This is a genomic window from Kitasatospora sp. NPDC094015, assembly GCF_040304075.1.
Taxonomy (GTDB): Bacteria; Actinomycetota; Actinomycetes; order Streptomycetales; family Streptomycetaceae; genus Kitasatospora.
Map to the genome: position 1 here is coordinate 118,564 of NZ_JBEOUL010000004.1, position 25,447 is coordinate 144,010.

Genomic DNA, 25,447 nt, shown 5'->3' on the forward strand with positions numbered 1-25,447 from the left:
TCAGGCCTTCCGGGGCCTTCCGGGGCCCTACCGGGCCGGCTGGTGCCGCGGGCGGGCGCCCGGGGTGGTCTCCCGGTGCGGGGCGGCCGTCGGGACGCGCTGGAGGCGCGGGGAGCCGCGGTAGGTCCGCCGGTAGGCGGCGGGGGAGACGCCGAGCGAGGCGGCCAGGTGCTGGCGCAGCGAGGCGGCGCTGCCGAAGCCGGAGCGCTCGGCGACCTGGTCGATCGGCAGGTCGGTGCCCTCCAGCAGGCCGCGGGCCAGGCCGAGGCGCTGGGCGGTCAGCCACTGGCCGGGCGTCTGGCCGGTCTCGGCGAGGAAGCGCCGGCTGAAGGTGCGCACGCTCATGCCCGCCCGGTGGGCGAGTTCGGCCAGCTGGAGCGGGCGGTGCAGTTCGCGCAGGGCCCAGTCGTGGGCGGCGGCGGTGTCGGCGCCGGTCGGCGGGGGGACGGGGCGCTCGACGAACTGGGCCTGGCCGCCTTCCCGCCAGGCGGGCACCACGCAGCGGCGGGCGGTCCGGTTGGCGACCTCGGTGCCGTGGTCCCGGCGGAGCAGGTGCAGGCAGAGGTCCAGGCCGGCGGCGGCGCCCGCGGAGGTCAGCACGTCCCCGTCGTCGGTGAACAGCACGTCCGGGTCGAGCCGGGTGCGCGGGAAGAGCTGCCGGTAGCGATCGGTGTGGAACCAGTGGGTGGTCGAGGGCCGGCCGTCCAGCAGACCGGCGGCGGCCAGCACGAACGAGCCGGTGCAGATGGACACCCAGCGGGTGCCGGGGCGGGCCCGGGCCAGTGCCTCGCGCAGGCCCGGCGGGAGCTCGCCGTTCAGGACCGACGGGTGGTAGCTCGGGGCGATCACCACGGTGTCGGCGCGTTCCAGGGCGCTCGCGTCGTGTTCGACGGCGATCGAGAAGTCGGAGTTGGTGGGCACCGGCCGCCCGTCCGGGCTGCAGGTGGTGACCCGGTAGAGCGGCTGCCCGTCGGGGCCGTACGCCAGGCCGAAGACCTTGGCCGGGATGCCGAGTTCGAAGGGGATGACGCCGGGGAGGGCGAGGACGACGACCTGGTGCATGGCCGGATCCTCTCACTTGCTCGGGGTGCGGCCAATCGGTCCGGTCGAAAACGGGGTCGCCGCGATCGGTCGGGGGTGAACCGGTGCGGCCGGCGGAGCGTACGCCGGGGGAGTGATTCCCGCGCCCCCGGGTCACACTGACCTACTTTCAGGTAACCGGTTCTCCGTCACCCGGGTGCGTCGTTGTGCCGGGTATGACGAACACGAACGGAACGCCGGCCCAGTTCGACTTCGACGGGCACGAGGTGAGGGTGGTCACGATCGACGGCGACCCCTGGTGGGTGGCGAGGGACGTCTGCGCCGTCCTGGAGATCATCAATCCGACCAGGGCGCTGGACGCTCTCGACGAGGACGAAAAGGGGCTTCACAGTATGAAGACCCTTGGCGGTGACCAGCAGGTTTCCGTCATCAACGAGCCCGGTCTCTACTCGCTGGTGCTCCGCTCCCGCAAGCCGCAGGCGCGGGCGTTCAAGCGCTGGATCACCCACGAGGTGATCCCGTCGATCCGGCGGACCGGCCGCTACGCGGTGGACGAGGACCAGGCGCCGCAGGTTTCGCCGGAGACGATGCAGTTCTTCCGCCTGGTGGCCCGGGCCGCCGCCGAGGCCTTCGGTGCCGAGGCCCGGGTGGCGGCCCGGCGGGCCGAGGCGGCGGTCACCGCGGCGGTGGGTGCCAACGGCCGGGCGATCGAAGGCCTTGACGAACGGATCAGCCGGCTGATCGAAACCCTGGAGGCGGGTGCCCGGCCCGGGGTGCCGCCGCAGCGCGCGGCCGGCCCGGCGCGCCCGGCGCCCGAGGGGGAGCCGATCAGGCACCAGGACATCCCCGAGGAGGCGCTGACCTTCGACGCGCTCGCCGAGCTGCTGGCCCTGGAGATCGGCCGCCCGGGGCTGAGCCGGCACGAGCTGTTCGAGACGGCCTGCGACGCCGGGCTGCTGCGGCGGCTGTCCGCGCCCCACAGCGGTTACTCGCTGACCGACCGGCGGCTCGCCGTGCTGTTCCGGGTGCGCCGGATCAGCGGCGCCGCGCACGGCTGGCCCTGCGTGCACCACCACCAGCCGCTGGTGCTGCCGCAGGGCGTGGCGATCATGCGCCAGCTGGTGCTGCAGGACATCGGCCCGGGCGTGTTCCAGGCCTAGGCCCTCTCTTTCGGATCTTGTCGGATCAGCGCGCGGCGGTGGGCGCCCGGCTGGGCGTGCCGGCGGAACGTCCTCGTGCTGGGTGCACTTGGGCGTTTCGCCGGTGCGTCCAGCCGGGATGCCCGGCGTCGTGCGCCCGGCAAGATCCGGAAGAGAGGGCCTAGTCGGAGGAGCTTCAGCGGCCGGCGTCCTCGGGTGCCGGGAAAGCCCGGAGGGGCCGTGCGATCCGCACGGCCCCTCCGGTGACACGGCTGTCAGTTGTTGCCGCCCGGCGTGCCACCGTCGGGCCTGCCCGGCAGGGTGAACAGCTGGACGCTGCTGCCGGCGTCCACCAGGTTGTTGGGGCCGGGGTTGGTGTTCTGGACGACGTTGGTGCTGTCGCCGCCGGCGCCTGTGAACGTCCAGACCAGGCCGGCCTTCTGCAGCGCGGCGGTGGCGTCCTTGACCGTCTTGCCCTTGAGGTCGGGGATCTGGACCTTGTCCGGCTGCTTGCCGACCGTGATGGTGACGGTGCTGTCCCGCTTGGCCGAGGTGTTCTTCGGCGTCTGGTCGCTGACCAGTCCGACCTTGGTGGGGTCGGTGACCGGCTGGGTCTTGACGGTCACCTTGAACCCGGCGTCGGTGAGCTGCTGGGTGGCCGCGTCCTGGGTCTGGTTGATCACGGTGGGCACCGGGATCTTGCCCTGGCCCTGGGAGACCGTGAGCGTGACGGTGGCCCCGGCGGCGGCCTTGCCGGCCGGCGGGTTCTGCGAGATGACGCTGTCCTGCGGCACGGTGTCGTCGGTCTTGTAGACCGGCGGGCCGACCACGAAGCCGGCCTTCTGCAGGGCGGCCGAGGCGTCGTTCAGGCTCTTGCCGGTGAAGTCGGGCAGGTCGACCGCGGCGGGGCCGGAGGACAGCTGGACCTTGATCACTGTGTTGGCGGCGATCTGGGTGGTGGCCGGCGGGTCCTGGGTGCAGACCTGATCCTTCTGGATCTTGGTGTCGGGGCAGGCGACCGGGTCGCCGGCCTGCACGCTCAGCGACGGGTTCTGCGCCTTGGCGGCGTTCTGCGCCTCCGCCAGGCTCTTGCCGACCAGGCTCGGCGCGGTGGTCTTGCCGCCCGCGCTGTCGCCGGTCTTGACCATGGCCTGGACCACGAAGAACGCGCCGACCAGGACCAGCACCGCCGCCACGGCGAGGATGATCCAGGAGGTGTTGTTCTTCTTCGGCGGCTCCTCGCGCCGACGGCCGCCGCCCCCGCCACCACCGTTGTAGCCGTCGTCGTAGCCGCCACCGCCGCCGTAGCCGTTCTCCTGGGGCGGGTAGCCGTAGCCGCCCTGGGCGTTGCCGACCTGCGGCAGCATGGTGGTCGGGCCGGCCGCGCCCTGCTGCGGGAGCAGGTTGGTCTGGCCGTACGGGTCGTACTGGGCGCCGCCCTGGTCGTAGCCGTAGCCCGCCGCACCCATGCCGTACGCGGCCTGCTGGGCGGCGGCGACCGGGAGGCCGTCCAGGAAGCGCTCGATGTCGTCGCGCATCTCGTCGGCGCTCTGGTAGCGGTAGTCCCGCTCCTTGGCGAGCGCCTTGAGCACGATGGCGTCGATCTCGGGCCGCACCTCGGGGTCGTACGCGGACGGCGGCTGGGCCTCCTCGCGGACGTGCTGGTACGCGACCGCGACCGGGGAGTCGCCGACGAACGGCGGGCGCACGGTGAGCAGCTCGTAGAGCAGGCAGCCGGTGGAGTAGAGGTCCGAGCGGGCGTCGACGGTCTCGCCCTTGGCCTGCTCGGGGGAGAGGTACTGGGCGGTGCCGATCACGGCGGAGGTCTGCGTCATCGTCATGCCGGCGTCGCCCATCGCGCGGGCGATGCCGAAGTCCATGACCTTGACGTTGCCCTGCCGGGTGAGCATCACGTTGGCGGGCTTGATGTCGCGGTGGACGATGCCGGCCCGGTGCGAGTACTCCAGCGCCTGGAGGATGCCGATGGTCATCTCGAGCGCGCGCTCGGGCAGCAGCCGCCGCCCGGAGTGCAGCAGCTCGCGCAGGGTGGACCCCTCGACGTACTCCATCACGATGTACGGGATCGAGATGCCGTCGATGTAGTCCTCGCCGGTGTCGTACACGGCGACGATGGCGGGGTGGTTGAGGGAGGCCGCGGACTGGGCCTCGCGGCGGAACCTGGCCTGGAAGGACGGGTCTCGGGCCATGTCGGCGCGGAGGGTCTTCACGGCGACCGTACGGCCGAGCCGGGTGTCATGGGCGAGGTAGACCTCGGCCATGCCGCCGCGTCCGAGGACGCCGCCGAGCTCGTACCTGCCGCCGAGGCGACGAGGCTCTTCCATAGTTCCGACCCTCTCCCCCACCGGTCGGTGAGGATGTGACGTAGGTGTCCCCGCACGCTCTCTTGGACGCATCCGGGGCCCGCGTTGGTTTCGCGGTCCCGGCCCACGGCCCGGGCCGTGGGTGTGCGGCGGGCAGACCCGCTGCTTGCGGATACGCTACCGGGCCAACCTCCGCGAGCCGGACGAGCCCGCCAGCTGAGACCAGACCGGTATCGACCGGGACCGTCCTATTGTGACAATCTCCGGGTAAAAGCGGGCGGCGTCGGTCCTGATCGGTCGGGCGGCGACCCACGGGCCTACTTGTTGACGACCGCCTCCATGACGGCCTTGGCGATCGGCGCGGCGATCGATCCACCACTGATCTCGTTGCGCTCGGCCGCGCCGTCCTCGACCACCACGGCGACCGCGACCTGCTTGCCGTCCGCGCCCTTGGCGTAGGACATGAACCAGGCGAACGGCAGGCCGCTGTTGTCCTGGCCGTGCTGGGCGGTGCCGGTCTTGCCGCCGACGGTGGCGCCGTTGATCTTGGCCTTGGAGCCGGTGCCGTTCTGCACCACGCTCTCCATCAGCTGCTGGAGCTTCTGCGCGGTGCCCGGGCTGACCGCCTGGCTCAGCTGGTGCTCGGTGTGGTTGGAGATCACGTCGAGGTTGGCCGAGCGCTCCTGGGCGACCAGGTAGGGCTGCATCAGGCTGCCGTTGTTGCAGATCGCGGCGGCGACCATGGCCATCTGCAGCGGGGTGGCCCGGGTGTCGTGCTGGCCGATGGCGTCCATCGCGGTGCCGTCCGGGCTGGAGTTGGACGGGAAGACGCTGGTGACGGCCCGGATCGGGGTGTCGATCTTGCCGTTGTTGAAGCCGAACTTCTCCGCCTGCGCCCGCAGCTTCTCCTTGCCGAGGTCGGCGCCCATCTTGCCGAACACGGTGTTGCAGGACAGGTCCATCCCGTGCTCGACGGTGGCGTTCTCGCAGTCCTCGGTGGGGCTGGCGTTCTTCAGCTCGGTGCTGGTGCCGGGCAGGATGAACGGCTTCGGGGTCTGGGTGGCGTCGTCGACGTTCTTGTACAGCCCGGTCTCGAACGCGGTCGCCGCGGTGATCAGCTTGAAGGTCGAGCCGGGCGGATAGGTCTCGCGCAGCGCCCGGTTCAGCATCGGCTTGTTCGGGTCGTTGTTGAGGTCCGTCCAGGCCTTGGAGTCCTCCTTGGCGCCGCCCGAGAAGCTGCCCGGGTCGTACGAGGGGGTGGAGACCAGGGCGAGGATCTTGCCGGTGCGCGGGTCGAGGGCGACGGCCGCGCCCTTCTTGTCGCCCAGGCCCTCGAAGGCGGCCTTCTGCGCCTTGGGGTCGATCGTGGTGACGACGTCCCCGCCCTTCTTCTGCTCGCCGGTGAGCATGTCGAGGGTGTTGCGGAAGAACAGCCGGGAGTCGGTGCCGGCCAGCACGCCGTCCTCCAGCTGCTCCAGCTGGCTGGTGCCGAAGGACTGCGAGGAGTAGCCGGTGATCGGCGCGTACATCGGGCCCTCGATCCAGCTGCGCTTGTACTTGTAGCGCAGGCCGTTGACGAAGTCCGAGTTGGTGACCGGCTGGCCGCCCGCGATGATGTTGCCGCGCGGGTAGGCGTACCGGTCGTACTTGTTGCGGTCGTTGTGCTTGTTGCTCGCCCAGGCCTCGGCCTGGACGCCCTGGACCCAGTTCACCCGGGCCATCAGGGCCAGGATCAGGACCAGGCAGAAGATCGAGACCCGGCGGATCGGCTTGTTCACGGGACGGGTCCCCTCCTGCGCTCTTCGGTCATGGGGTGCGGCTCGGCCGATGGTGGCACAGCTCTGTGAGATTCAACCGCATGGATCACCACGGGATTCAGCCCCGGGTCGGTTCCGCTCCGGTCGGGGATCCGGCCCCGGCCCCCGGTGCGGGCTCGGTCGAGGGCTCGGCGGCCGGGCGGCGGGCGGTGTCGCTGATCTTCAGCAGGATCGCGATCAGGGCCCAGTTGGCCACCACCGAGGACCCGCCCTGGGCCAGGAACGGCATCGTCATACCGGTCAGCGGGATCAGGCCGGTGACCCCGCCCGCCACCACGAAGACCTGCAGCGCGAAGGCCGAGGACAGCCCGACCGCCAGCAGCTTGCCGAACGGGTCGCGGGCGGCCACCGCCGTGCGCAGGCCGCGCTGCACGATCAGGCCGTACAGCACGAACAGCGCCATCATGCCGGTGAGCCCGAGCTCCTCGCCGAACGAGCCGAGGATGAAGTCGCTCTTGGCGGCGAACTGGATCAGCCAGGAGCGGCCCTGGCCGAGCCCGGTGCCGGTGACCCCGCCGGTCCCGAAGGACATCAGGGTCTGGCCGATCTGCTCGCTGGTGCCGGCCGGCGGCGGGTCCTGGAAGGCCGCCATCGGGTCCAGCCAGGAGTTGATGCGGGTCTTGACGTGCGGCTCGGCCATCGCGACCACGGCCGCGCCGCCGATCGACATCACCAGACCGAAGACGATCCAGCTGGTCCGCTCGGTGGCGACGTAGAGCATCACCACGAAGAGGCCGAAGAACAGGAACGAGGAGCCGAGGTCGGTCTCGAAGACGAGGATCAGGATCGACAGCAGCCAGACCACGATGATCGGGCCGAGGTCGCGCCCGCGCGGCAGGTACAGGCCCATGAAGCGGCGGCTGGCCAGTGCCAGCGCATCCCGCTTGACCATCAGGAAGCCGGCGAAGAAGACCGTCAGGATGATCTTGGCGAACTCGCCCGGCTGGATCGAGAAGCTGCCGATGTGGATCCAGATCTTCGCGCCGAAGTCCCCGGCCCGGGCCGGGAAGAAGGCCGGCGCCGCCAGCAGGACCAGCGCCACCACCATCGAGATGTAGGTGTAGCGCTGCAGGATCCGGTGGTCCTTCAGCAACAGCATCACGCCGATGAAGAAGGCGATGCCCAGCCCGGACCACATCAGCTGGTTGGCCGCCGCCGGGTAGTTGGACGCGAGCAGGCTGCCCGCCTTGTCCAGGCGCCAGATCATCACCAGCCCGAGCCCGTTCAGCAGCGTCGCCAGCGGCAGCAGCAGCGGGTCGGCGTACGGCGCGAAGCGGCGCATCACCAGGTGCGCGACGAGCGCCAGCGCGCCCATCCCGAGCCCGTACTCGAGCATGCCGGCGGGCAGCTTCTTGTCGATGGCCAGCCCGACGTTGGCGTAAGCCGCCATCGGCACCACCACCGCGAAGGCCAGCATGACCAGCTCGGTGTTGCGCCGGTTCGGGGTGCCCTGGGGCGTGATGGTGGTGTTGGCCCGCCGGCGGGCGGGATCGGACGCGCGGTTGCTGCTCAGGTCAAAGGTGCTCACGTGACGGCCGCTCCCCGACGGCTGGACCCCGGGGGGCCACTACTGGGTCGGGCAGGAGGTGGCCAGCTGCGCCTCCGCCTCGGTGAGGGGCGCCACACCCCCTGGGGTGGTCGTGTCGGTGGTGCCGGGCGCGGGGCTCGGCGGGGCGGAGGGCTTGGCGCCGGCGGCGACCTTCTTGCACACCGTCGCCTGCTCGCCGAGCCGCTTCACCTGGTCCTCGGCGTCGCCCAGGCTCTTGGCCTGGATGGTGTTGGACACCTGCGTGCGCTGGTAGCCGGGCAGGAACTTCAGCTCGATGTCGCCGTACTTCTGGTGCACCGAGGACAGGCCGATGCCGGCCAGGTTCTGGTTGATGCCCTGGTAGACGGCGACGCTCTCGCCGTCGGCGCCGACGTAGTACTGCTCCTGGGTCCAGCGGTAGCCGAACCAGCCGGCCGCGCCCAGCGCGCCGAGGATGACGGCCACCGTGACCGTCACCTTCAGCCCGCGCCGCTTGCGGCGGCGCCGGCCCGGTGCGGGACGGTCGGGCTGTTCGGCGTCCGGGTACTCGCCGTAGGGCTCGCCGAAGCCGCCCTCGGCGGCCTCCCCGTAGCCCTCCTGCGGGTAGCCCTCGGCCGGGCCGAAGCCGGGCGCCTGGCCGCCGTCGTAGCCGCTGGCCGGGCCGAAGGCGCCCTGCGGGGCCTGCGGGCGGCCGAGACCGGCCGCCCGGCCGGCCGCGGTGTTCATCAGGTTCGGGTCGGTGGCCTGGTGCGGCTGCGCCTCGGCGACCGCGCCGACCACCACCGGGAAGTCGGCCAGCTGGCCGCTCAGGGTGTCGGTGGCGCCGACGTCGATGACGTCCGCGACGATGCAGGTGATGTTGTCCGGGCCACCGCCGCGCAGCGCCAGCTGGATCAGCTCCTGGACGGTCTGCTGCGGGGCGTAGAAGCTCCCGAGCGTCTCCTCCAGGGTCTGGTGGCTGACCGGGCCGGACAGGCCGTCCGAGCAGATCAGGTAGCGGTCGCCGGCCCGGACCTCGCGGATCGACAGGTCCGGTTCGACCTGGCCGCGCCCGTCCAGCGCCCGCATCAGCAGCGAGCGCTGGGGGTGGGTCTCGGCCTCCTCCGGGGTGATCCGGCCCTCGTCCACCAGCCGCTGCACCCAGGTGTGGTCCTGGGTGATCTGGCTGAGCGAGCCGTCCCGCAGCAGGTACGCCCGGGAGTCGCCGATGTGCACCAGGCCCATCCGCTGCCCGGTCCAGAGCATCGCGGTGAGGGTGCAGCCCATGCCTTCGAGTTGCGGGTCCTCCTCGACCATCTGCCGCAGCCGGTCGTTCGCGGTCTGGACCGCGTCGTTCAGCAACGTGAGCAGGTCGGCACCGGGCACGTCCTCGTCCAGCCGGACGATCGAGCCGAGCACCTCGGAGGAGGCGACCTCACCGGCCGCTGCCCCGCCCATGCCGTCGGCCACGGCCAGGAGGCGCGGGCCGGCGTAGCCGGAGTCCTCGTTCCCCTCCCGGATCAAGCCCTTGTGGGACCCGGCGGCGAAGCGCAGCACGAGACTCATGCGGTCCCTACCCTCCTCTGGGTGGACGGGGTGCTGTCCCTCATGCGCTGACTACTTCCGCAGCTCGATGACGGTCCGGCCGATACGGATCGGCATCCCGGGCTGGAGCGGCTGCGGCGACGTGAGCCGCTGCCGGTCCAGATAGGTGCCGTTGGTGGAGCCTAGATCCTCGACCGTCCACTGCCCAGTCTGATCGGGGTAGATCCTGGCATGCCGCGAGGACGCGTAGTCGTCGTCGAGCACGATGGTGGAGTCGTGCGCGCGGCCCAGCGTGATGGTCTGGCCCTGCAGGGCCACGGTGGTGCCGGCCAGCGAACCCTGCACCACCACCAGGTGGGTGGGGGCGCCGCGGCGCTGCCGGGGCTGGCTCGGTGCGGCGTTGGCCTGGGTCTGCGGCGGCCTGCTCGGAGCACCCGCCGGGGCGGCGGCCCGCCGCGCGGAGCGCGGATTGACCTTGGTGCCGAACAGATCGCTGCGGATGACCTGCACCGCGACGATGACGAACAGCCACAGCACGGCGAGGAAACCCAGCCGCATGACCGTCAGGGTCAGATCTGACATAGGAGGCCCGCTCTACCCTTCGACCTGTCGGTAGACGATGGTGGTGGACCCCAGAACGATTCGGGAGCCGTCGCGGAGCGTAGCGCGCTGGGTGTGCTGCCCGTCCACCACGATGCCGTTGGTCGAGCCGAGGTCGAGCACCATGGCGGGTGTGCCGGGCCTGATCTCGGCGTGCTTGCGGGAGACCCCGGGGTCGTCGATCCGGACGTCCGCCTCGGTGGAGCGGCCGAGCACCAGGGCGTTCCCGGTGATCTGGTGCCGGTTGCCGTTGACCTCGATCCAGCGGCGCGTGTTCGCGCCGCTGTGGCCCGCGCCGGGGAACGGGCGGACGTTGCCGCCGCCCATCGCGGGGGGCGCCGGGGGCATGGCGGGGGGTGCGGCGGGCGGGGCCGGCGTGCCGTACTGGCCCGCGCCGGGCTGCTGCCAGGGGGCGCCGGGCGCCTGCGGGGTGGGCGGCCGGCCGTAGCCCGGCTGGGCCTGCGGCGGGGCGGCCGGTGGCTGCTCCTCGGCTGCGAGGGTGCGGCTGCGCACCCGGTACAGGCCGGTGTCCAGGTCGTCGGCCTTCTCCAGGCTCACCTGGAGCGGGCCCATGAAGCTGTACCGCTGCGCCTCCGCGTACTCGCGCACCATGCCGGCCAGCTCCTTGCCGAGCTGTCCGGCGTAGGGGCTGAGCCGCTCGTGGTCGTGCGGGCTGAGCTCGACGATGAAATCGTTGGGCACGACGGTGCGGTCGCGGTTCCAGATGGTCGCGTTGTTGTCGCACTCGCGCTGCAGCGCGCCGGCGATCTCGACCGGCTGGACCTCGGACTTGAACACCTTGGCGAAGGTGCCGTTCACGAGACCCTCGAGCCGCTGCTCGAACTTCTTCAGGACTCCCACGGGGCACCCCCTTCCAGGGCGTTTGGGTCGACCGGGCCGCGCCGGGTGGGCGGGGCGTCTGCGGTCGACGGCGGTTTTCCGTACTGATCGTATCCACGCCGGGCCCATCCGTACGGTTCCCCCGGCATGTGGTGCCCGTGGGTGAGCCCCGGCACACCCGGCCCTCGGTGGTAACGGCATGCCAGGGCTACCCCGTCCGCGTGCGCCCAACCCCTCGATCACCCGTTCACCGGCGGCCTTCCGGGCGGCGGCCGGGGAAAGGGATTTCGGGCTACCCCACGGGCCGTGCTAATGTTTTCCACGTCGGAAGGGGCGCCCCGAAAGGGAGCCGGGCCGGATGACCAGGAAGAACCGGAAGGTTCGGAGCGGGTCTGAAGATCAGGTAGCATCTACGACAACACCCATGCGCGGGTGGCGGAATAGGCAGACGCGCTGGATTCAGGTTCCAGTGCCCGAAAGGGCGTGGGGGTTCAACTCCCCCCTCGCGCACCACTGAGGCCGGTCGGATTTACTCCGACCGGCCTCTTTGTGTTGTCCGCCGGCCACCCCGTCGACGGCTGCCGCTCCGCCGCTGGTCGGTCGCCGGCGGTCAGTCGCCGGCGGCGGGCAGCACGGCGCGGACGGTGAAGCCCCCGTCCGGGGCCGGGTCGGCGCTCAGGCTGCCGCCGAGCAGCTGGGCCCGTTCACGCAGGCCGACCAGACCGTGGCCGCCGCCGGGGAGGTGGTCCGGGAGCGCGCTCGCGGCGCCGGGCGCCGGCGGCCCGTTGCGCACCTCCACCAGCAGCCGGGTCCCCCGGGCGGCCAGCCGGACGCTGACCTCGGCGCCCGGCGCGTGCTTGCGGATGTTGGTGAGCGCCTCCTGCACGGTGCGGTACGCGGCCCGCTCCACCGCCTCCGGCCAGTGGCGGCCGTCGGGCAGCAGCGAGGCGGTGACCGGCAGCCCGCTGCCCTCGATCAGCCGGGGCAGGTCGGCCAGCCGGGGCTGCGGGGCGAGCGGCTCGTCCCGGCGGGCGCCGGCCGCCCGCAGCACGCCGACCATCTGGCGCAGCTCCTCCAGGGTGCGCACGGACAGCTCGCGGATGGTGCGGGCGGTGTCCTTGGCGACCGGGTCGGCGGTGGACACCTGGAGCGCGCCGGCCTGGATCGAGATCAGGCTGACCTGGTGCGAGACCACGTCGTGCATCTCCCGGGCGAGCCGGGCGCGTTCGGCGCCCAGTACCCGTTCGGCCAGCAGCCGGCTCTCGCGCTGCTGGCCCTCGGTCAGCTGGACGATCCGTTCGGCGAGTTCGCGCCGGGTGCGGGCGAGCAGGCCGAGCGCGGCCGGGCCGGCGGCCAGCATGGCGCTCTCGATGGCGTTCAGGGCGGTGTCCCGGTCGACCTCGAACATCGCCGCGTCGAGCGGCCAGTGGAAGTACTCGACCAGCGCGAACAGGGTGGCGCAGACGGTGGTGGTGCGCACGCTCGCCCGGTGCGCGGCGACCGAGTAGACCGCCGTCATCGGGGCGATCCAGATGTACTCGACGTAGGCGCCGGGCAGGGTCAGCAGCAGGGTCAGGACCGGGAAGCGGCGGCGCAGCAGCAGGGCGGCCACCGCGACCGAGGAGAGCAGCAGCTCCCACCAGGTGCCGTCCTTGCCGACCAGGAAGGCGTCGACCCCGGCCAGCAGCACCGGCAGCACCAGGGCCGCGGTCGGTCCGGTGGCCCAGCCGCGCAGGGATCTGCCGCCGGCGGTCATCGGCCGGGCTGCCCCGGGGCGCGGACCAGCCCGGCCCGGTGGGCGACGACGGCGGCCTGGACCCGGTTGGCCGCGTTGAGCTTGCCGAGGATGGCGCTGATGTGGTCCTTGACGGTGCCGGTGCCCAGGAACAGCCGGTCGGCGATCTCGGCGTTGGACAGGCCCTCGCCGAGCAGCGCCAGCACGTCCAGTTCGCGGCCGGTGAGCTGGCGGGTGAGCACGGCGGCCTCGGTGTCGGGGACGCCGCCCTCGACGTAGCCGCTGATCACGCTGCGGGTGACGGTGGGCGACAGCACGCTGCCGCCGGCCGCCAGCACCCGCACCGCGTGCACCAGCTGCTCGGGGGCGGTGTCCTTGAGCAGGAAGCCGGCCGCGCCGGTGCGCAGCGCGGTGCCGATGTACTCGTCGGTGTCGAAGGTGGTGAGCATGGCGACGGCGGGCGGGTCCGGGAGGGCGCGCAGCCGGCGCAGCACGGTGATGCCGTCCAGGTCGGGCATCCGGATGTCGAGCAGGACCACCTGCGGGGCGAGGGCGGCGACCTGCTGCTCGGCCTGGCCGCCGGAGCAGCTGCCGACCACCTCGAGGTCGGGGGCGGACCCGACGATCAGGCCGAGACCGGAGCGGACCAGGACCTCGTCGTCCACGATCAGGACGCGGATCGGCGGCATGGTCTCTCCTCCTCGTCGGTGGGCGCTCGCCCGTGGTTGCTTCGAGCGTAGGCGCCGCCGGCGGCCGGTGGCCCGGCGGCCCGGGTGATGCCACCCCCGCCGATCGGCGGGGGGTCAAATCCGCTACCGGATTCACGTCATTCTCATCCTGGGTGGGCAACCATGGAACGGATGGGCCCCTCGCTGCGGGCCGACGGGACCCCGGCCGTTCGGCCCGGGCCGCGCCCCCTTCGGGTGTCGTGCGGATGCGTGCCCCGGTCCGATCGCTTGGAATTGGAGCTGTGTCCACTGTGAAGACGGTCCCGTCCACCGGCTCTGCCGCTCCCACCACCGACCCCGGGCCGTCGCCGCGGTGGCGGGCGCGCGCGGCGTCCGGGACGGTCTGGTACCTGCGCCTGATGGCGCTGCTCAACCTGGTGGCGGTGCTCGCGGTGCAGTTCCGCGAGCAGGTCCGCACCCACAACGAGGGCGAGTACTTCACGCCGTACCTGGTGACGGCCGGCCTGAGCACGGTGGTGCTGTCGGTGTTCCTGGCGGTGGCGATGCGGCGGCGCAAGCGGGCCGCGTGGATCTTCAACACGGCGCTGGCCGGGCTGTTCTTCGTGCTGTACCTGACGCTGATGCTGGTGCCGGGGGAGCGGTTCGCGGACCATCCGCTGAACTACTTCTCGACCGTGATCACCGGGCTGTTCGTGCTGGCCCTGGCGGTCAGCCGCAAGGAGTTCACCTCCAAGGGGGACCGGTCGAACCCGAAGACCGCGGTGGCCACCTTCTTCGCCGGCCTGCTGGTCGGCGGCGGGGTCGGCTCGGTGCTGGTGGCGATCACCAACACCATCCCGGGTTCGGACCTGGGCGACCGGTTCGCGTACGCGGTGGCCCGGATGGTGACCGTCACGCCCTCGGAGCACGTGGCGGGCGTGATCGCGGTGCCGACCTGGGTGAACGCCTGCATCAACGCGATGGGTGCGGTGCTGTTCCTGCTGGTGCTGTACGTGGCGTTCCGCAGCCCGCGCGGGCAGGAGCTGCTCACCGAGGAGGACGAGGGCCGGCTGCGCGCGCTGCTGGAGCGCCAGGGCGAGCGGGACTCGCTGGGGTACTTCGCGCTGCGCCGGGACAAGGCGGTGGTGTTCTCGCCGAGCGGCAAGGCGGCGGTGGCGTACCGGGTGCTGGGCGGGGTCTCGCTGGCCTCGGGAGACCCGATCGGGGATCCGGAGGCCTGGCCGGGGGCGATCGAGGCGTGGCTGGGCGAGGCCCGCGAGCACGCCTGGGTGCCGGCGGTGATGGGCGCCTCGGAGGAGGCCGGGGTGATCTACGCCCGGCACGGGCTGGACGCGCTGGAGCTGGGTGACGAGGCGATCGTCGAGCTGGACGAGTTCTCGCTGGACGGCCGGGCGATGCGGGTGGTCCGGCAGGCCTACAACCGGGTGAAGCGGGCCGGTTACACGGTGCGGATCCGGCGGCACGAGGACATTCCCGAGGCGGAGATGGCGGCGCTGGTGGACCGGGCCGACCACTGGCGCGACGGGGCCACCGAGCGGGGCTTCTCGATGGCGCTGGGCCGGCTCGGCGATCCGGACGACGGGCGCTGCGTGATGCTGGAGTGCCACGACGGCGAGGGCCGGCTGCGGGCGCTGCTGAGTTTCGTGCCCTGGGGCGAGGACGGCCTTTCGCTGGACCTGATGCGCCGGGACCGGGACAGCGAGAACGGCCTGATGGAATTCATGGTGATCGAGCTGCTCCAGCGGGCCGAGGAGGTCGGTCTCGCCCGGGTGTCGCTGAACTTCGCGATGTTCCGGTCGGTATTCGAGCGCGGCTCCAGGCTGGGTGCGGGTCCGGTTCTGCGGCTCTGGCGTTCGGTGCTGGGATTCTTCTCCCGCTGGTGGCAGATCGAGTCGCTGTACCGGGCCAATGCGAAGTACCGCCCGATCTGGGAGCCGCGCTATCTGCTGTTCGAGAAGAGCAGCGAGATCCCGCGGATCGGTATCGCGAGTGCGCGGGCCGAGGGCTTCATCACCGTGCCGAGCCTCCCCGCGTTGTTCCGCCGCCGGCACGTCAGGGCGGCGGCCGATCCGGCCGCGCCGAAGGCGTGACCGGCGGAGCGGTTCGGGGTGGGATGGTCCCTCCGCCGGGGGGCGGAGGGAATCCTTCCGGATGTTTCGGGACCGGGGGCCGATCGGGGGGTGGGTCGGGGGCGAATGGGGGAGTGTCTCCGACTTGAGGATGACACCGGTTCGCCACTTGTGTTGATGCCGCCTGTTTAGCCGTTGCCTACCGTAGATGTAGTGCTCGAACGAAGACTGTTTTCGGGTGCGACTACCTCAGGTCGGGGAATTCGGGTGCGCGGACGGGGAGCGGATCGGCTGTGAAGGAAATGGCCCACGCGGGGGGCGTGCGAAAGGGACTGCCGGGGATTGTCGTGCGGGCCGCGGTCGCCGAGTGGGGGAATCTGTTCTCCGTGGTCAGGCACCGGGTGGCGCGCCGGCGGTTCGCCTCGGTGCCGCTGGCCACCGCGGCCACCCTGCTGATCCTGGCGTTCAGCATCGTCCAGCACCTGCCGGGCGGGGCGAACCTGGTCACCGTGATCGGCGTGGTGAAGGCCTCGCTGCCGCTGGACATCTCGCTGCTGCGCACGCCGCTCTCGCTCTACGTGCCGGCGCTCGACCTGCCGGTGTGGGGGGCGCTGGCGCAGGTCTTCCTGGTGTTCGGGCTGGCCGAGATCGTGCTGGGCCGGCGCCTGACGCTGGTGGTCGCGTACGTCTGCACGCTGGCCGGGACGCTGTTCGCCCGGGTCGGGGTGGCGATCGGACCGAACCACCTGTTCGGCTTCCCGCACTGGGTGGCGCACGTCCGTGACACCGGGCCGTCGGCCGCGGTGGTGGCGCTGGCGGTGTGCGTGGCCTTCCGGACCAGGGCGTGGTGGACGGGCGGCGCGGTGGCGCTGGTGATGGTGGGCGAGGCCGTGGTGCTGCCCAACCTGGCAGGTCTGGAGCACGTGGTGGCGCTGCTGACGGCGGTGCTGATCGCCGCCTCGGTGGAGGTGTTCGGGAGCTTCTGGCCGCGGGTGCTCGCCGGGGTGGGGGCGGCGGCCGAGGTCGCCACCGAGGCCGCCCGCCGCACCCCCGCCGGCGCGCCGGCCCGCTGAGCCGCCGGCGTCCGACGTCGGACTGCCAGCGGGCTCAGCCGCGGGGCAGCGCCAGCTCGAACCAGACCACCTTGCCGACCGCCTTGCGCGCGGTGCCCCAGCGTTCGGCGAGCTTGCTGACCAGGTTCAGGCCGCGTCCGTTCTCGTCCATCGACTCGGCGGGCTCCAGCGAGGGCAGGTTGTGGTTGTCGTCGCTGACCTCGACCAGCAGCTTGTCCACCCGGATCAGCTGGAGCTGGACGTCCGCGCGGCCGACCCGTACCGCGTTCGTGACCAGCTCGCTGACCAGTAGCTCCACCGTGTCGGTGAGCGCGGTCAACCGCCAGGCGGAGAGCTGCTCGCGCACCAGCCGGCGGGCCCGGCGCACCTCGGTCAGCTCGACCGCGAGCTTCCAGGTGGCCACCTCGGTCGGGGCGACGCCGTCGAAGCGGGCCACCAGCAGCGCCACGTCGTCCTTGCGGTCGTCGGTGTGCAGCCGGTCCAGGACGGTGTCGCAGGCCTCCTCGGGGGTCTTCTTCGGGTCGATCAGGTTGCCGCAGAGCGCGGCCAGCCCCTCCCCTATGTCGCCGCCCCGGACCTCGACCAGGCCGTCGGTGCACAGCACCAGCATCGAGCCGTCCCGGACGCTGATCTTCTTGGCCACGAACGGCACCCCGCCGACGCCGATCGGTGCGCCCTCGGGGATCTCCAGCAGCTCGCCGCGGCCGTCCGGATGGACCAGCACCGGCGGGACGTGGCCGGCGCTGGCCAGCTCGCAGGTGCGGTTGATCGGGTCGTAGACCGCGTACAGGCAGGTCGCCAGGTGGTCGTCGCCGAGCTTCTGGGCGAGGTTGTCGAGGTGGCGCAGCAGCTGCCCGGGCGGCAGGTCGAGCGCGGCCAGGGTCTGCATGGCGGTGCGGAAGCGGCCCATCGCGGCGGCCGAGTGCAGGCCGTGGCCCATCACGTCGCCGACCACCAGCGCGACCCGGCTGCCGGGCAGCTGGATCGCGTCGAACCAGTCGCCACCGACCTCGGCCTTCGGGTCCCCGGGCAGGTAGCGGTGGGCGACCTGGACGCCGGGGATCTTCGGCGGGCGGGTCGGGATCATCGAGCGCTGGAGGGTGGTGGCGACCTTGGACTCGGCGCGGTGCAGCCGGGCGTTGTCCAGCGAGAGCGCGGCCCGGGCGGCGAGCTCCTTGAGGGTGTCGGCGTCGGCCTTGGTGAACGGGCCGCGGTCGGCGAGCCGGAGCAGCTTGAGGATGCCGAGGACGGTGCCGCGCGCGGACAGCGGCAGCACCAGCATGGAGCGGTCGACCACCAGCGGGACCAGCTCGGGGCCGCCGAGCGAGGCCGCGTACTCGACGGCGACGTCGGCGGTGATCACCGGGACCAGCACCGGCTTGTTCTCCTGCAGGGCCAGGCCCGGCGGGGTGGTGCGGGGCATCGCGAGCAGCCGGCCCTCGTCGAGCACGTGGCTCCAGTTGCCGGAGCCGGGGTTGAAGACCCGGGCCACCCGGCGCAGCATCGTGGAGTCGTCGGGGCGGTCCCGGGGCAGCTCGGAGTCGGAGATCAGGCCGTCCAGCAGGTCGACGCAGGCGAAGTCGGCCACCCGGGGGACCAGCACGTCGCACAGCTCGCGCGCCGTGGTGTCCAGGTCGAGGGTGGTGCCGACCCGGCCGCCGACCTCGCTCAGCAGGGCCAGCTGGTCGCCGTCCGGGGTGCCGCGCACCACCTCGACGCCTTCCACCGGGACGGGGGGTGCGGGCGGCGCGGCGGTCGGGGCGGCGGGTCCGGCCTCGCGGACGGGGGCGCTGCCGTTGGCTGCGGACTCGATGGCGGGGCCTCCCGGGTCGCTGGATTCGCCGGTGCCGGCCACCTCGCGCTGGCCGGGGATGGTGCCGCCGAGCGCCCGCCCGCCGTCGGGGGCGGTGGCGGCCGGCAGGTCGAGCGTACGGCGCGTGCCCGCCGCGGCGCCGCCGGTGCGCGGCGTGCCGTCCGGCCGGGTGGCGGGCAGGCCGGCCTCGGGCGGGCGGCGGTCGGCCCGGGGCTGGGCGACCCGCTGCTGCGGGGTGGGGTAGCGGCGTCCGATCCCGGCGGCGAGGCGGGCGGTGCCGGTGGGCGAGGACTGGTAGGGCAGCACCGGCAGCAGGGTGGCGGAGTCGACCCACAGTGCGGGCAGTCCGGCGGTGACCAGCTGGGCCAGCAGCCGCCTGCGGCGTTCGGCGGAGCCCCGGGGCAGCAGTGGTTCCAGCGCGGCGGCGCCACCTCCGGCGGCCGGGGCGAGCGCGGCCGCGACCCGCAGCGGGCGGGCGGCGGTGGTGGGCGCCGCCGCGTACGGCAGCAGTCGCTCGCCGAGCGCGATCCGCAGTCCGGTGGTGCGCAGCGGGCGGGCGTCGGCGGCCAGCACCAGCAGGCCGCGCCCGCTCGGCTCGGTCAGCGGGTAGGCCCACCAGAGGATGTCGCGCAGCCGCTCCTCGCGGTCGACGACGGCCATCGCGCCGGCCCACGGGGTGTTCAGCTGGGTGAGGTCGTCCAGGGTGGAGAAGGCGTCGCAGCGGTGGCCGGTGCCGGGCGGCAGCGGGGCCGCGGTCTCGGGGCGGGGTTCGACGGCGGGCAGCAGCCCGGCGGCGTTGCGCCCGAAGACGACCTCGGCGCGGTGGCCGAAGAGCTCCTCGGCGGTGCGGTCCCAGTGGGCGATCCGGCCGTCCGGATCGATCAGGACCGAGGCGACCCGCAGCAGCGCCACGACCCCGGAGGGGTGGGCGCCGGAGGCCGCCGAGCCACCGGAGGGCGCCGGCGGCTCGGTTCCTTGGTTCGGTGTGGAGTTGGGCTCGTCCACCATGGATTCGGTCTGCTCCCGCCTGGCCGCTGTGCCGTGCGACGGCCCCGCTCGGATCGGGGCGGCGTGCTGGGCTTCCTTGTCTTCGGCCGCTCCTGCCTGTTCTGATTCCCGCGCGCACCCGGTGCCGTGCAGTGGCTGTTCGGCACTCGTCCGTACGTGCGGTGCAACCCCGTGCACCCTCCAGCGAAGCACGGACCGGGGCGGCTACGACAGCGAATCGGGGAGATTCGTCAGTATCAGTTGCGTGTCACGCATCGTGCGCCGGAGCGGGCTTCCGGTTCACCCGTTCGGCTCGGCGGTGCACCGGGCGGCCGCCCCGGTAGGGTGGCAGGCCGGACCAGGTCGACCGGACGAAGGCGAGCAGGTGAGCACGGAGATCCCGGCGCGGTGGAGCGACCCGGAGCGGGAGCGGCTGGAGGAGCAGGTGGCCGCCACCGAGCTGGCCTGGCTGACCCTCGAGGTCGACGTGGAGACCCTGCGGGTCGAGATCGACAACTTCGCGCTGGTCCACCACCAGCTGCTCGGCCCGCTGTACGCCAGCCTGGACGAGCTGGACGCGCTGATCGCCGAGGCGCTCGCCGCCCGCACCGGCCACCCCGACGACCTGCGCCGCGCGGTGGAGGCCAGGGCCCGGGTCGAGCCGCCCACCGACCCCGAGCTGGCCCAGGGCCTCGCCGACGTGGAGCCGGAGCCCACCCGCAAGGTCCGCCCGGACCGCGAGGCCCAGCGGGTCTACCGCGAGCTGGCCCGCCGGGCGCACCCCGACCTCGCCACCGAGCCCGCCGAGCAGGAGCGCCGCTCGGCCTTCATCGCCCGGGTGAACGAGGCGTACGCGCACGGCGACGCCGCCGCGCTGGAGCAGCTGGCCGAGGAGTGGTCCACCGACCCCGAGTCGGCGCCCGCCGCGGACGCCCCCGAGCGCCCGGACTGGCTGCGCCAGCGGTTGGAGTGGCTGACCGGGAAGATCGGCCGGCTGGCCGCCGAGCAGGTCCGGCTGGAGCGCACCCCGATGGGCGAGCTGCTGCTGCTGGCCCCGCAGGAGCCCGAGCGGCTGCTGGAGGAGCTGGCCGAGAGCCTGCTGGGGCGCGCCGCCGAGCAGCGGGCCGAACTCGACCGGCTGCTCGGCGATCCCGGCCACAATGGTGGCGACCGACCCCGTGAACCCCAGGAGAACCCGACGATGTTCGCTCAGATCCCCACCACCGACGCGGCCTCGGTGCCCGCCGACGCCGCGCTGCTCGACGTCCGCGAGCAGGACGAGTGGGACGCCGGCCACGTCGAGGGCGCGCTGCACATCCCGATCGGTGAGGTGATCGCCCGGCTGGCCGAGCTCCCGGAGCAGAAGCTGTACGTGCTCTGCCGGGTCGGCGGCCGCTCGGCCCAGGTCGTCCAGTACCTGGTCGCCCAGGGCCGCGAGGCGGTCAACGTGGACGGCGGCATGTTCGCCTGGGAGGCGGCCGGCCGCCCGATGACCTCGGCCGGCGGCCGGGACGCCTTCGTGCTGTGACCTGCTGACGGGCCCTCGCCGGTGCGGCGCCTCCCCTGTTGCCGGTGACCCCGGTTGGGGCAGGATGGCCGGGCGTGCCGCACCGGTGAGCGTGGGAGGAGGGGCCGTGCGCGTCTGGTCCACCCCCGCCCTGCTGGTGATCTGCCTGTCCGGGGCCGCCCTGCTCGGCGGCACCGGGCTCTTCCTCGCCGCGCTGTTCCTGCACGTGGCGCCGGTCAACGCGGTCTCCACCGCGTACCGGGGCGACGTGGACCGGGTGGTGTACCCCGAGTTCGAGCAGAACTGGAAGCTGTTCGCGCCCAATCCGCTCCAGCAGAACGTCACCGTGGACGCCCAGGTGCGGACGATCGGCGCCGACGGCGCCCTGACCACCCGGGAGTGGGTCGGGCTGACCGCCCAGGACGTCGCCGCGATCCGCGGCAACCCGGCGCCCAGCCACCTGGACCAGAACATGCTGCGCCGGGCGGTCGACTTCTACACCTCCACCCATCCGGAGCAGGACGGCGCGGTGGTCGGCCCGCGCGGGGCGCTGGCGCAGCAGTACCTCGAGCGGATCGCGCTCCAGCGGCTGGGCCGGACCGCCGGCGGGGAGCGGATCGTGGAGATCCGGTTCCGGCTGGGCACGGCCACCATCGCCCCGCCCGCCTGGAGCCACGAGCAGCCGGCCACCGACGGGCCGGGCGAGGAACTGCCCTGGTGGCCGGTGACCGAGGACGACTTCCGGGGGCTCGGGTGAGCGGTCCGATACCGGGCGGGGAGGGCGGGCGCCCGCCGGCGGCGGGCCTGCTGCCGCGGCAGGCCGGCGTGACGCCGAAACCCGTCGCCCCGGCCACCCGGTTCGAGCGGTGCTTCGACGCCTTCACCGCCCGGACCCAACTCCCCCGGCAGGCCGCCGTGGTGCGGATCGGGATCGCCCTGGCCTGGGGCGGCTTCCTGCTGCGCGAGTGGCCCAACCGCCGGGAACTGTACGGCGACCGCTCGCCCTGGTCGGCCGAGCTGGCCGGGAAGCTGCTGGGTGAGACCCACGCCTTCACCGTGCTCACCTGGTCCGACTCCCGGCTCTGGTTCGAACTGGTCTACCACCTGGGGGTGCTGGCCGCCGTCCTGCTGGCGCTCGGCTGGCGCACCAGGGCCAGCAGCCTGCTGTTCGCCGTCACCGCCGTCTCGCTGCAGAACCGCAACGTGCTGGTCGGCGACGGCGGGGACAACGTGGTCCACCTGATGGCGATCTACCTGGTGCTGGTGCGCTGCGGCCGGGTCTGGTCGCTGGACGCCCGCCGGCGCCGGCGGCGCCCGCCGCGCGCCCCGATGGGCGAGCCCCGGGCCGTGCTCGACGCGCTCGTCACCATGGTGCACAACTGCGGCATGCTGGTGATCGCCGCCCAGGTCGTGCTGATCTACTCCACGGCCGGCTGGTACAAGGTGCAGGGCTCGCGCTGGCAGGACGGCACCGCACTGCACTACCCGCTGCACCTGGACTACTTCACCCCTTGGCCGGGGCTGTCCGGGCTGCTCGGTTCCAGCCTGCTGCTGACCTTCCTGCTCACCTACGGCACGGTGATCCTGCAGGTGGGCTTCCCCTTCACGCTGGCCAACCGGCGGCTGAAGAACGTGCTGCTGGCGCTGATGATGGCCGAGCACCTGGCGATCGCGGTCACCCTCGGCCTGCCGTTCTTCTCGCTGGCGATGATCGCGGCCGACGCGGTGTTCCTGCCGACCGGGGTGCTGCTGCGGCTGGAGCGCCGGGTGGCCCGGGCCCGCCGCGCTCGGACCTCGGAGCGGACCCCGGAGCGGACCCCGGAGCGGACCCGGGAGCCGGACGCCGGTGCGGACGTGGTGGACGTGGTGGACGGGCCCGACCCGGACGTGGCCGAGCGCGGGAGCGCCGGGCTGCGGCAGGGCAGCGGATAAGCTCCCGATATGCCCTGGTTCGCCTCGCTTCGTGACACCGCGAAGGCCGGGCTGACCCTGGACCGTGCCTACTCCGACCCCCGCCGGGCGGTGCGCGGCGCCCTCGCGGTGGCCCTGGTGCTCTTCCCCACCCTCGCGCTGGCCGGGCCGGGGCCGGCCACCTCGGCCGCGATGGGCGCCTTCATCGCCGGGACGGCGACCTTCCAGCGCAGCTTCCGCCCCCGCACCTCGCTCGCGGTCGCCGCCGGCCTCGGGCTCGGGCTGAGCACCTTCCTCGGCTACCTGGCGGTCGGTGTGCCCGGCGCCTTCCCGGTGCTGCTGGCGCTGTGGTCCTTCGGCGCCGGGATGGCCTGGGCGGTCGGGCCGACCGGCGGGGTGGTGGCCTCCACCACCGTCTCGGTGATGCTGGTGGTGGTCCAACTGCCCGTCAGCGTGGAGACCGCGCTCGGCCACGGCGCGCTCTGCGCGCTCGGCGGCGCCTCCCAGGCGCTGGTGGTGACGCTCTGGCCGATCGACAGCTGGGGCGCCCAGCGCGGCGCGCTCGCCGACACCTACGCGGCCCTCGCCGACTACGCCCGGCGGCTGCGGCAGGACCCGACCGCGCACGTCGACCCCGAGCCGTTCTTCCTGGCCCGGCAGGCCGCCGAACTGACGCCCTGGCAGCAGCGGCACCGCCCGCCCGAGCTGGGCGGTCTGCGCGGGGTGGCGGAGAAGGTCCGCCCGGCACTGGCCGCGCTGGCCGACCCGGGGGTCGGCGCCCCGGCCGAGGGCCCGGCCCGGGACCGGGCGCGGGAGATCCTGGCCGCCGCCGCCGAGGTGCTGGACGCGCTGGCCCGGTCGATCCGCTCCGGCGACTCCTACCGCCCGCCGCGGTCCACGCCCTCGCTGGCGCTGTTCACCCCGGACGAGCGGCCCGCGCTCTCGGGGGCGGCCCGGCGCTCGGCGCGGCGGCTGGCCGGCCTGCTCAGCCGGGCGGTCGACAGCCTCGACAAGCAGGACCAGTCCACCGTGACCGGCCCGCCCACCGGCCCCGGCCTGCACCGCCCGCCGCTGCTGCGGGTGCTGCCCTCGGCGGCCCGTACCGTGCGCCGCCAGCTGGAGCCGCACGCGGCCGTCCTGCAGCACGCCGTGCGGCTGTCCGCCGTGGTCACCGGCGCGTACGTGGTGGCCAAGGTGCTCGGGGTGCGGCACGGGTACTGGGCGCCGATGACCGCCGCGATGGTGATGCGGCCGGACTTCGCACAGACCTACAGCCGCGGCGTGGCCCGGCTGGCCGGCACGGTGGCCGGCGTCGCGCTGGCCACCGCCGTGGTGCGGCTGTTCGACCCGGGCGAGTGGCTCTCGGCGGCGCTGGCGGTGGTCTTCATCGGCGGCGCCTACCTGAGCCTGCGCACCGGGTACGCGCTGGCCACCGCCTGCATCTCCGGCTACGTGGTGTTCCTGCTCGGTCTGGAGGACGTCGACCCGACCCAGACCGCACTGGACCGGATCGCCATGACGCTGCTCGGCGGCGCCCTCGCGCTCGGCGCCTACGCGCTCTTCCCCACCTGGCACACGGCCCGGCTGCCCGAGCGGCTGGCCGAGTGGCTGGCCGCCGCCGGCCGGTACGCGGCGGCGGTGGTGACGGCGCTCGGCGAGCCGGACGAGCGGCACACCCGGGCCGTCGCCCAGGCGCTGCTGGACCTGCGGGAGACCAGGTCCGAGATGCTCCAGGCCCAGCAGCGGGCGGACGCCGAACCGCACCGCGACCCGGACCGGCTGACCGAGCTCCCGCGCAAGCAGCTCGACCGGGCCCGGGCCGCTGTCGGGCTGCTCGGCCGCAGCGCGATGCTGATGGAGGCGCACCTGCCGGCCGCCGACAGCCCGCCGCTGCCCGGCACCGCCGAGTTCGCCGAGGAGCTGCGGGACGCCACCGCGATCGCCGCGGCCGCCGTGCTGCTGGGCCAGCCCACCGACTTCTCCGGCCTGCGGGCGGCGCACGAGACCTGGGACGCCCGGCTGGCCGCGCTGCCGCCGGACCCCGGGGCCGAGGACCGGGGCACGGTCGCCCGGGCCGGCGCCCGGCTGCTGATGCAGGCGCTGGCCGAGCTGGAGAAGGCCGTCCGACCGCGCCGCCGGAGTGAGCCGGCCGGGCCCGTACCCTCGAAGGCGTGAGAGAGACGGGTGTGCCCCTGGCGGGCGAGCAGTACGACGAGGCCTTCGCACCGGACGACCGGGAGATCGGCGTCGGCCCGCACCCGCGGCCCTGGCCCGAGGGGCCGCAGTACGACCCCGAGCTGCTCGCCGCGGGCGACCGCCGCAACGTGGTCGACCAGTACCGGTACTGGGCCCACGAGGCGATCGTGGCCGACCTGGACACCCGCCGGCACGGCTTCCACGTGGCGGTGGAGAACTGGCAGCACGACTTCAACATCGGCTCGGTGGTGCGCACCGCCAACGCCTTCCTGGCCGAGCAGGTGCACATCGTCGGCCGGCGGCGCTGGAACCGGCGCGGCGCCATGGTCACCGACCGCTACCAGCACCTGCGCCACCACGAGGACGTCGCCTCGCTGGCGGCCTTCGCGGCCGAGCGGGGCCTGCCGCTGATCGGCATCGACAACCTGCCGGGCGCGGTGCCGATCGAGACCTTCGAGCTGCCCGAACGCTGCGTGCTGCTGTTCGGCCAGGAGGGCCCCGGGCTGACCGAGGCCGCCTGGCAGCACGCCGACGCGGTCTGCTCGATCGCCCAGTACGGCTCGACCCGCTCGATCAACGCGGGCGCCGCCGCCGCGATCGCCATGCACGCCTGGGTGCGGGTGCACGGCTGACCGCGGCGGCGCTGCCCTCCGGGAC

At 73.4% G+C, this 25,447-nt stretch carries 18 protein-coding genes and 1 tRNA gene; 9 read left to right on the forward strand and 10 right to left on the reverse strand.

Going from position 1 to position 25,447, the window contains the following annotated elements:
- Positions 1 to 27 precede the first annotated feature (27 nt).
- Positions 28 to 1,062, reverse strand: a complete 1,035-nt coding sequence (locus ABT014_RS06825; RefSeq protein WP_350637581.1) for a GlxA family transcriptional regulator — start codon at positions 1,060 to 1,062, stop codon at positions 28 to 30.
- 194 nt (positions 1,063 to 1,256) lie between these two features.
- Between ABT014_RS06825 and ABT014_RS06830 the strand changes: the two genes are divergently transcribed.
- Positions 1,257 to 2,201, forward strand: a complete 945-nt coding sequence (locus ABT014_RS06830) for a BRO-N domain-containing protein (protein WP_350637582.1) — start codon at positions 1,257 to 1,259, stop codon at positions 2,199 to 2,201.
- A gap of 254 nt (positions 2,202 to 2,455) precedes the next feature.
- Here ABT014_RS06830 and pknB read toward each other — a convergent pair whose 3' ends face one another.
- The 6 genes from pknB to ABT014_RS06860 all read right to left on the reverse strand — a co-directional run bounded on the left by pknB (position 2,456) and on the right by ABT014_RS06860 (position 10,831).
- Positions 2,456 to 4,522, reverse strand: a complete 2,067-nt coding sequence (gene pknB / locus ABT014_RS06835) for a Stk1 family PASTA domain-containing Ser/Thr kinase (RefSeq protein WP_350637583.1) — start codon at positions 4,520 to 4,522, stop codon at positions 2,456 to 2,458.
- A gap of 296 nt (positions 4,523 to 4,818) precedes the next feature.
- The gene (locus ABT014_RS06840; protein WP_350637584.1) at positions 4,819 to 6,279 is read right to left on the reverse strand and encodes a peptidoglycan D,D-transpeptidase FtsI family protein; all 1,461 of its coding nucleotides are present in this window, start codon (positions 6,277 to 6,279) and stop codon (positions 4,819 to 4,821) included.
- 97 nt (positions 6,280 to 6,376) lie between these two features.
- The gene (locus ABT014_RS06845; RefSeq protein ID WP_350637585.1) at positions 6,377 to 7,846 is read right to left on the reverse strand and encodes an FtsW/RodA/SpoVE family cell cycle protein; all 1,470 of its coding nucleotides are present in this window, start codon (positions 7,844 to 7,846) and stop codon (positions 6,377 to 6,379) included.
- Between the two features lie 39 nt (positions 7,847 to 7,885).
- Positions 7,886 to 9,391, reverse strand: a complete 1,506-nt coding sequence (locus ABT014_RS06850) for a PP2C family protein-serine/threonine phosphatase (RefSeq protein ID WP_350637586.1) — start codon at positions 9,389 to 9,391, stop codon at positions 7,886 to 7,888.
- A gap of 51 nt (positions 9,392 to 9,442) precedes the next feature.
- Entirely contained in the window at positions 9,443 to 9,952 is a 510-nt protein-coding gene (locus tag ABT014_RS06855; RefSeq protein WP_350637587.1) for an FHA domain-containing protein FhaB/FipA, read from the reverse strand.
- A 12-nt stretch (positions 9,953 to 9,964) separates the two neighbouring features.
- Complete coding sequence (locus tag ABT014_RS06860; protein WP_350637588.1) at positions 9,965 to 10,831, reverse strand: FHA domain-containing protein; 867 nt, start codon at positions 10,829 to 10,831, stop codon at positions 9,965 to 9,967.
- Positions 10,832 to 11,236: 405 nt separating this feature from the next.
- On the opposite strand from ABT014_RS06860, the gene ABT014_RS06865 reads away from it, so the two are divergent.
- Positions 11,237 to 11,323 (forward strand) — tRNA-Leu (locus ABT014_RS06865).
- 97 nt (positions 11,324 to 11,420) lie between these two features.
- Here the strand turns inward: ABT014_RS06865 and ABT014_RS06870 are convergent.
- A complete protein-coding gene (locus ABT014_RS06870; RefSeq protein WP_350637589.1) occupies positions 11,421 to 12,566 on the reverse strand; it encodes a sensor histidine kinase in 1,146 nt (381 codons plus the stop codon).
- The gene (locus tag ABT014_RS06875) at positions 12,563 to 13,234 is read right to left on the reverse strand and encodes a response regulator (protein WP_350637590.1); all 672 of its coding nucleotides are present in this window, start codon (positions 13,232 to 13,234) and stop codon (positions 12,563 to 12,565) included. Before ABT014_RS06875 ends, ABT014_RS06870 begins: the two co-directional genes overlap by 4 nt.
- A 281-nt stretch (positions 13,235 to 13,515) precedes the next feature.
- On the opposite strand from ABT014_RS06875, the gene ABT014_RS06880 reads away from it, so the two are divergent.
- Positions 13,516 to 15,324: a phosphatidylglycerol lysyltransferase domain-containing protein gene (locus ABT014_RS06880; RefSeq protein WP_502894873.1), complete on the forward strand. Its 1,809-nt coding sequence runs from the start codon at positions 13,516 to 13,518 to the stop codon at positions 15,322 to 15,324.
- Between the two features lie 365 nt (positions 15,325 to 15,689).
- Positions 15,690 to 16,376 (forward strand): hypothetical protein, encoded by a 687-nt coding sequence (locus ABT014_RS06885; protein WP_350637591.1) that lies wholly within the window; start codon positions 15,690 to 15,692, stop codon positions 16,374 to 16,376.
- 34 nt (positions 16,377 to 16,410) lie between these two features.
- Here the strand turns inward: ABT014_RS06885 and ABT014_RS06890 are convergent, their stop codons facing one another.
- Positions 16,411 to 19,197: a SpoIIE family protein phosphatase gene (locus ABT014_RS06890; RefSeq protein ID WP_350637592.1), complete on the reverse strand. Its 2,787-nt coding sequence runs from the start codon at positions 19,195 to 19,197 to the stop codon at positions 16,411 to 16,413.
- A 364-nt stretch (positions 19,198 to 19,561) separates the two neighbouring features.
- Here ABT014_RS06890 and ABT014_RS06895 point away from each other — a divergent pair, with 364 nt between their 5' ends.
- The 5 genes from ABT014_RS06895 to ABT014_RS06915 all read left to right on the forward strand — a co-directional run bounded on the left by ABT014_RS06895 (position 19,562) and on the right by ABT014_RS06915 (position 25,422).
- Positions 19,562 to 20,704: a rhodanese-like domain-containing protein gene (locus ABT014_RS06895; RefSeq protein ID WP_350637593.1), complete on the forward strand. Its 1,143-nt coding sequence runs from the start codon at positions 19,562 to 19,564 to the stop codon at positions 20,702 to 20,704.
- Between the two features lie 106 nt (positions 20,705 to 20,810).
- Positions 20,811 to 21,440, forward strand: coding sequence for a DUF5819 family protein (locus ABT014_RS06900; RefSeq protein ID WP_350637594.1), 630 nt, complete (start codon positions 20,811 to 20,813; stop codon positions 21,438 to 21,440).
- A complete protein-coding gene (locus tag ABT014_RS06905) occupies positions 21,437 to 22,615 on the forward strand; it encodes an HTTM domain-containing protein (protein WP_350637595.1) in 1,179 nt (392 codons plus the stop codon). Before ABT014_RS06900 ends, ABT014_RS06905 begins: the two co-directional genes overlap by 4 nt.
- Before the next feature lie 9 nt (positions 22,616 to 22,624).
- A complete protein-coding gene (locus tag ABT014_RS06910) occupies positions 22,625 to 24,769 on the forward strand; it encodes an FUSC family protein (RefSeq protein WP_350637596.1) in 2,145 nt (714 codons plus the stop codon).
- A complete protein-coding gene (locus ABT014_RS06915) occupies positions 24,766 to 25,422 on the forward strand; it encodes a TrmH family RNA methyltransferase (RefSeq protein WP_350637597.1) in 657 nt (218 codons plus the stop codon). Before ABT014_RS06910 ends, ABT014_RS06915 begins: the two co-directional genes overlap by 4 nt.
- The last annotated feature ends 25 nt before the right edge of the window (positions 25,423 to 25,447 follow it).

Bases quoted from the DNA above. Each gene is read 5' to 3' on its own strand.
- ABT014_RS06890 (WP_350637592.1), bottom strand. From the start codon at position 19,197: ATGGTGGACGAGCCCAACTCCACACCGAACCAAGGAACCGAGCCGCCG.
- ABT014_RS06910 (WP_350637596.1), top strand. From the start codon at position 22,625: ATGCCCTGGTTCGCCTCGCTTCGTGACACCGCGAAGGCCGGGCTGACC.
- ABT014_RS06870 (WP_350637589.1), bottom strand. From the start codon at position 12,566: ATGACCGCCGGCGGCAGATCCCTGCGCGGCTGGGCCACCGGACCGACC.
- ABT014_RS06855 (WP_350637587.1), bottom strand. From the start codon at position 9,952: ATGTCAGATCTGACCCTGACGGTCATGCGGCTGGGTTTCCTCGCCGTG.
- ABT014_RS06875 (WP_350637590.1), bottom strand. From the start codon at position 13,234: ATGCCGCCGATCCGCGTCCTGATCGTGGACGACGAGGTCCTGGTCCGC.
- pknB (WP_350637583.1), bottom strand. From the start codon at position 4,522: ATGGAAGAGCCTCGTCGCCTCGGCGGCAGGTACGAGCTCGGCGGCGTC.
- ABT014_RS06830 (WP_350637582.1), top strand. From the start codon at position 1,257: ATGACGAACACGAACGGAACGCCGGCCCAGTTCGACTTCGACGGGCAC.
- ABT014_RS06850 (WP_350637586.1), bottom strand. From the start codon at position 9,391: ATGAGTCTCGTGCTGCGCTTCGCCGCCGGGTCCCACAAGGGCTTGATC.
- ABT014_RS06825 (WP_350637581.1), bottom strand. From the start codon at position 1,062: ATGCACCAGGTCGTCGTCCTCGCCCTCCCCGGCGTCATCCCCTTCGAA.